A 6889-nucleotide genomic window follows, 5' to 3' on the forward strand; every position below is an offset into this window, starting at 1 on the left:
GGCTCACCGAAATACTGCCTAAGTTAAGACGCGTTGTTACCCATGACACCTCAATACTGGAGGTGTCGCGCAGCGCCGGGCTCACAGATGCAGGGAAAACCTTTTATGTACAAACCATGGATCAAAAGGTCGAAGCCATATTAGCAGGTATAGGTATTGGTCACTTGCCGCGAAAACGTATTCACCAAGCCATTGAGAGTGGCAAGCTGAAGGAGCTTAAGCTTGCTAAGGTAAATAATCATGAATGCTTTATGGCATGGAAACTCAGCAATAAAGGCAAAGGTCTGCAGGCATTAACTCAATTACTGGCCACTGCAAAGTGGTAGGTGACAGCGTCAGACCAACCAAGCACTCCCCTCCTTCAGTAGGGCTTCTCAGACTAGAAGTATAAAAAAAGCCCCGAAGTCTCGAAAGACTCCGGGGCACAACTCCCTTCATTTTGACTGATCCTCCTGCTCTAGAACAGCCAATATGTTATTTACCAAAGTACAGATTGATAAATACAAGGGTTAGGCTAAGTTGAAATCCTTACTTATTGATCCTCTACACGCTGGTGGTTGAAGAAAACACCACCGTCACCAAAGGCCGAGCTGATAAACTCAGAACTTAGGCGAATCGTACCAACTTTCTTAGCACTATCACGACGAGATTTCGCATACTTCTTATGAAAATACGGGAAGATAGAAGTGCGAATTTTCTCGCTCGTTGCGTAGACGTCATAGATAGGCGTACCTTCTGGTAAGCTTTCCAAGTCGTCACGGAAGTCATGAGAAGCACTTGAGAACAAGCCCTTCACTTCTGGGCGCGGAACAAAGTAAACCTGCGTCGGCGTAACAACGCTGCTTTCTTTGGTGCCATCTGCGCGAACCTTCGCCATCTTCTCTACAGAAAGCGTGGTTGGCTTAGTCGAAACTAGTGAGAACAAGGCTGTGGTACCCAAAGTTTCGTTCACTTCCTTGTCAACGTACTGCGACAACTCATTTGCAAAGAAATCATGGTTACCACCTTGGCCTGATAAGGTGTATAACGCCGAGACATTGCGTGAGTTTCTACCGTCAACGAACACTTTCCATGCTAAGCCTGGAGCAAAGCCACGGTCATTTGGGTCACCCGTGACTGACAGGCGCAATAAGCCACACTCTGCACCTTTGAAGACACCTGTATAAGGGTGGCCAGAAGCAGGTTCAAAAGTAGTGGTCGCCATAGCTGCGTGAGCATGGATTGGCTTTTCATAACCGAGTGGCGCGACATCGTCCTTACGATTTACTTTTTCCCAAAGTACCGTATTAATCAGGCCACCAATATCGATATCAGTTAACCCTGGACGCTCTCCTGCATCATATTCAGTACGCATTGCACCGTTCGTCCATAAGAGCTGCTCTTTATCACAAGCTGACCACTCTTTGTAGTTATCTGGAATCTTCAAACCCCATGGTTTAAAGGCATTATCTACACCCGTTAAGCTTAACTCTAGCTCGGGGAAGTGACGACGAATCACGTCAACCATGGTGTTATTTTCTACCCAGTCGATACCTTCTTGCGTGTACACTTCAGGTGTATAGCTTTCAGTATAGAAACGGTCTGTCATCAAACGACGAGAAGCATTCAGGATAAAGACCTGGAAAGCCGTCTCACCAAAGGCAAAGCCATCAGGACGCACTGTTTCAGCTAGCTGACCCACCAAAGCATCGATCTGCTCAATGTCATTGTTATAAACACGCTTCAATTCAGCCAAAGTTGTAGGGTCTTCAGTTAAATCCTCAAACTTGGTAATCGGATTCAAACCAATCTGGCGACGGAATTCGTTGTAACGTGGTACACCACGCTCACGGTCACGAATAATATCGATTGTTGCCAAGTCAATATCGCCAATTAACGGCATTGAAAGGTTACGCAAAAACTCAGGATAGTTGTTTAGCGTCAAGGAACCTGGGTGAGTAATGCCGAAGGAGTACCATAGACGATCGCCGCCCTGATTATCGAGAATATCTTCTGCATCGCCATCACGCGTGTCTTCAATATTGATACGCTCAGAAACAACATTTGAACCGATATCGTAGATATCTACCGCATCACGTAGTAATGGGTGCATACGATAAACCGCAACGAATTCCTCAGTCAGTACATAAGGAACATCATAGTTATTTGGTTTGCTTTGGCCAACCAAACCACCAAGGATATGGTCAATTGCGCCTGGCGTGCTTAACTGTTCAGCTTTTTCAGGATCAAATAATGCGATGGTGTTAATGAGCCAGGAATTAGGACCTTTGATATCGTCCGTCACATTTTGGATCAAATCACGTGTTTCAGGATTACGCGCGATACCCCACCAGTTTGCTTCCATCGACAACTCTAATGCAGGGTTGGCGATAATTGCAGGCGTCCATTCAACTGTGTGAATCTTCGCCATCAAGGCAGAGTTGATCAAGCGGGACTTATCAAATAGCCACTGATCTGTCGCGTTTGGATAGTTTTCCTTCAGCTTGTCAGCAATAGCGTTATGCTCCAAGGTGAATAGCTGGTGCATCATGCTAAGACCTAGCCACCAGTTGTCACTAAAGCCAGTAACCGGCACGCCACTCCAGAAGTCTGTTGGCAAAGTACCATCACTTTCAATAGCGAGCTTACCATCTTCAAATGAACGAACAGAATCATTGGTTTCTTTGTTGCTGCCGTAAAGCTGTGAGCCATCCCACCAGTGAGTATTGTGGTTACGGTAAGTCGCTGGCAAGTAAGCATCGTCTTCAACGCTACGATCCGGATCAGCAGTTGTACGTTGTACAGACATAACACCCGTACCTAAAGGGTCACCTGATGGTAGAGGCACTTCGATATCGTTATCGGTCGCATTAGGGCCGTGGCTCACCCAATCGTGAACCATGAATTGAATCCATGACGCCGCAATAAAGTTAACGCTGGTGGCGGGCTTAAATTGCTCACGCTTCATCAGCGAGTTACTGACTTCACGCGGGTTAGGGCTCAACAAGGTACCGTCTTCCGTTTCACCAAAGGCGGCTTGAAGCTCGACGTTTCGTCCAAAGCGCATATGGACAGAACCTTCTGACGGGTTCTCCAGAATATTACAGGTACCATCTTCTGTTCGAGCGGTGTGGCTTCGCTCATCACAGACAATACCTTCGTTTGCTAGTTCAAAGTCTTCTGTCGAGATCATATTGTTCTCGAGCAGCTCACCTCGTTCCAAGCCAATTATTAGTGCAGCGCCTGCTACACCGAGTGTGCCGTATTTGACCAGGGCCGGCCAGGTTACCCATACCGAGTTAATAATCATGTGTCGTCTCTCCGTCCATTATTTTTGTTTTCTTTGACAAAAAACCCTTTCCCTAAGCAGGTGCATATTGGGGGATACGCTCGACCCCTGCTTGAGGAAAAGAGGACAACTTTTGTCAAGTAACCGGCAGGGTAAGGATAGTGTTAAAACTTTAACACCCTCCTAAAGGATGGGGAGATACAAAAATCAAGGTACACTCGATCTCTTAAGCCTGTTTCAGCCTGAGTTCAAACGTTAATAGATAAATTACCGACAATTACAGCAAAAGTCATAAAACATGGCCTATTTCACACTTTGAATAGTGGTATTTCACAATATTTAAAAGCGCTATTGAGATCGAAAAGGACATAATGCAGTCTTAATTAGTAGACGCATGTATGCCATATAGAGTCAGAACAATAACAAGGAATCAGGACGAGCGGTGGCACTATGAATACTCATATCAAGCGAGATGATCTAATAGCACTATTGGATAAGGGGCTAGGCTACCCTCTTGTTCTCATGGTGGCACCACCCGGTTCCGGAAAGAGTGTTTTGCTGGATCAATGGGTAACTCGGCAAAAATCCATTCATACTGAATGTCAGACCTTGCAATTCCAGACCTCCCCAAAGCTTAATGAGGGCAACGCATTATTTGCGTTAATATTTGAGTCCCTGAAAAATATCGCGCCGCTATGGGATGCTTCATTTTTTAACCTTTTTAAAGATGACTCCGAAGTAAAGCCCGAGCAAATCATTGAGGTTTTCATTGAAGCCCTAACACAAATTGATCATCCATTAGCGATTGTCTTTGATGACTTTCACCACATAAAAGCCAGTCATATTCATAAGACGCTAGAACGCTTAATCAGCCAATTACCGAAGCATGTCACATTTGTTTTATCATCTAGACGACACCCCCAATTTTCGATTGCAAAACTAAAGCTGCAAGAATCTGTATTGTTGATAGATGGCAATGATTTAAAACTAGATGAAACAAACCTGCTCGCATTAAATCAAACCATTGGCGGTTCCAGCCTACAGCCCAATAGAGTCAATACCTTGCTCGACCAAACAGAAGGCTGGTTCGTCGGTACAAAACTAGCACTACTTGCCTACGACAAAGTTGGAGAATCTGCACTAGATAGCTTTAGCGGTAGTCAGCCCGAATTACTGAATTATTTTGGTCACGAAGTCCTTAATAAGCTCACTCCTAGCGCTAAACGCTTTGTACTATCGACAGCTATTTGCAAATCTTTCAATCAGGATCTTTGTGAAAATGTACTGAATATCGACTACTCGGCGGCCAGTCTTGAAGAAATCACTATGCAAGAGCTGTTTCTTTCGCCAGAGCCTAATAATGCTGGGTGGTATCGTTACCACCCGTTGCTACAGGACTTCTTACTAAAACGCCTGGAAATTGAAGAAGGCCCCGAACATATCAAGCACTTACACTTCCTTGTCGCCAAATACTTCCTTGAGCATAAGGATCTCGACAGCGCGATCTATCACGCTAGACAATCTTCCGAGCAAAGCTTCTACTTCAAGATTCTAGAAGATGCTTGCGCGGGCTGGATAAAACAAGGAGAGCTTGAACGAGTCACAGACAGCCTAAGTAACTTATCAAGTGAAGACTTTACACAGCACCCTGAATTACTGATCAATCAACTTTATGCTTTATCATTTACCCGACGCTTCAATCAAGCCGGATATTTCCTCGAGAGACTTAAGCTCGGCTATACTGCGGGCTCCGGCACGCTAAAAGCTCATTACCAGTTCTTTCATTATCTACTCAAACTCTTTCAAAGTGACTCGGAAGTTCTGGCTCCCGATCCGCAATATGCCAAGAACCTTGCAGAGGCGCCTCAAGAGATCCTCGGCTTTGTAAAGGTACTGGAGGCCTATGCCCTGATGTGCAGCGGAAACTTGAGTTCTGCTTTTCGGCTGGCAAATGAGGGTAAAAGTATCCTGAACCAGAATCAGCATCACTTCTTCGAAAGCTTTGCCAGCTTAGTCATCATTTTATGTGACCGATATTTAGGCAGGGGTGTCGAGGCTATTCAACTGATGAACGAAGTGTTTCTGCCTATTAAACATGGTGACAGAAACCCGCTATGGGCAAACCTGGCGACCGGTATGATGGTAGTAGAATATGAGCAAAATCAGCTGGATAAGTCACTGGAATTGAGCACGCAATTAATCCCACTAGTTAACCACTCCTGCGCAACGGAAGAAGTAGCGACGGTTTATCTATATAGCTCCCGGGTTTTTCATATAAAAGACCAATCGTCCAAAGCAAGCCGCTTACTTGACCAACTTGAGCGTATTTTATCTTTAGGTGACTATCAGCGCTTTAATAGCCAAGTAGTTCACGAAAAAATGCGCCAGGCGTTTCGTAGCGGTTCTTTCTCAGTTTGTAAGCACATTTTCGAAAAGTACCACTTAGATGAGTTCATCAATAAAGGAGTTTGGCAGAAATCCGGGCAATATGAAGAGCACCGGGAAAGAGGTGCACTGGCTGCCGTATATTTTTTGATATCTAAAGGTCGCTTTAAACAAGCAAGCGACTTGCTCGAAGATATCGCCCAGTTGCTAGACCGGAACAATATCACCTCACGAGTATTGATAGCACGCTGCAATATCGCCATGATTGCCTTTAGGCAGGGTAACACTGATGCGGCGATCAGTCTGGTTAAGCGCCTCATTAGCCGTTATGGTTTGGTCTGTTTTTCCCGCAGTGTATTTGATGAAGCTCCTGGGCTGGAACTGCTCTTCCAGCAAGCGGTTAATGAATCCAGAGTGGCCCTGCCCACCATTTTTACCGATATTTTTCATACCTTGGTAGCAGCTGGTGATAAGTTCCAAGACCTGATTCAACCAGCTCACCTGCTGACCGACAAGGAACTCGAAATATTTGAGCTTCTATCCACTGGCCTAAGTAACGCGGAGATTAGTAAACAGTCTGGTATTGCTTTATCAACGACCAAATGGCATTTAAAGAATATCTACAGCAAGCTAGGCGTTGAAAACCGAAGGGAGAGGGGTGAAAGCCATAGTCTATTTGAACGCCTTGGCCACCACTTTTATATTCGCCAGGTGTCACGCTTTTACACTGAACCATCAGATCGTGAAGTCGGCCACTCCCGCTTAAGCCGCTGTTGTAAGCGGAATTAGAGACAGAGTGTTGCTTAAGTAAAGCTTTGGCTTTTTGCTTGGTCAGAAATTGTAAGAACTGCTTGGGTGATACCCCCGCCCATTGAGTAAACACACGCTGCAGGTGAAACTCACTCAAGCCAACATATTCGGATACCGCTCTTAAACTGGGTTGCTGACCCTGTTTAGCGTCAAGAAAAGTGATCGCTTGAGCGACTATCTGGTAATGGCGGTGCTGTTCGTCAAACCGTGTCATGGTGCCTTCCTGAAATCTCATAAACTGAAGAGCTTGGTGATAAGTCAGTATAAGAGAAGACGGCAAGGCGTTGCGACCCGATCCTTGCTCATTTTAAGGATTATGCTGGCTGTGTTTTATGTGCCAAGGCCAGAGCAGCGCTTCGGTTTTCAACGCCTAGCTTGCTGTAGATATTCTTTAAATGCCATTTGGTCGTTGATAAAGCAATACCA

General features: G+C 45.4%; 2 protein-coding genes and 2 pseudogenes. 2 read left to right on the forward strand and 2 right to left on the reverse strand.

The features are described 5' to 3' along the window. Window positions 1-326, forward strand: a pseudogene (locus tag A3756_RS26990) (hypothetical protein); the annotation flags it as partial. 206 nt (window positions 327-532) lie between these two features. On the opposite strand, the gene A3756_RS01355 reads toward A3756_RS26990, so the two are convergent. Further along, window positions 533-3289 carry a peroxidase family protein gene (locus A3756_RS01355; protein WP_068513569.1) on the reverse strand — a complete coding sequence of 919 codons (2757 nt, stop codon included), beginning with the start codon at window positions 3287-3289 and terminating at the stop codon, window positions 533-535. A gap of 1890 nt (window positions 3290-5179) precedes the next feature. Here A3756_RS01355 and A3756_RS29130 point away from each other — a divergent pair. Next, on the forward strand, window positions 5180-6442 hold the full coding sequence (locus A3756_RS29130) for a LuxR C-terminal-related transcriptional regulator (RefSeq protein WP_368664557.1): 1263 nt from the start codon (window positions 5180-5182) through the stop codon (window positions 6440-6442). Here A3756_RS29130 and A3756_RS29135 read toward each other — a convergent pair. Continuing rightward, a pseudogene (locus tag A3756_RS29135) lies at window positions 6411-6698 on the reverse strand (helix-turn-helix domain-containing protein); the annotation flags it as partial. The gene A3756_RS29130 and the pseudogene A3756_RS29135 sit on opposite strands and share 32 nt — an antisense overlap. Window positions 6699-6889 lie beyond the last annotated feature (191 nt).

Source organism: Oleiphilus sp. HI0086, assembly GCF_001635225.1.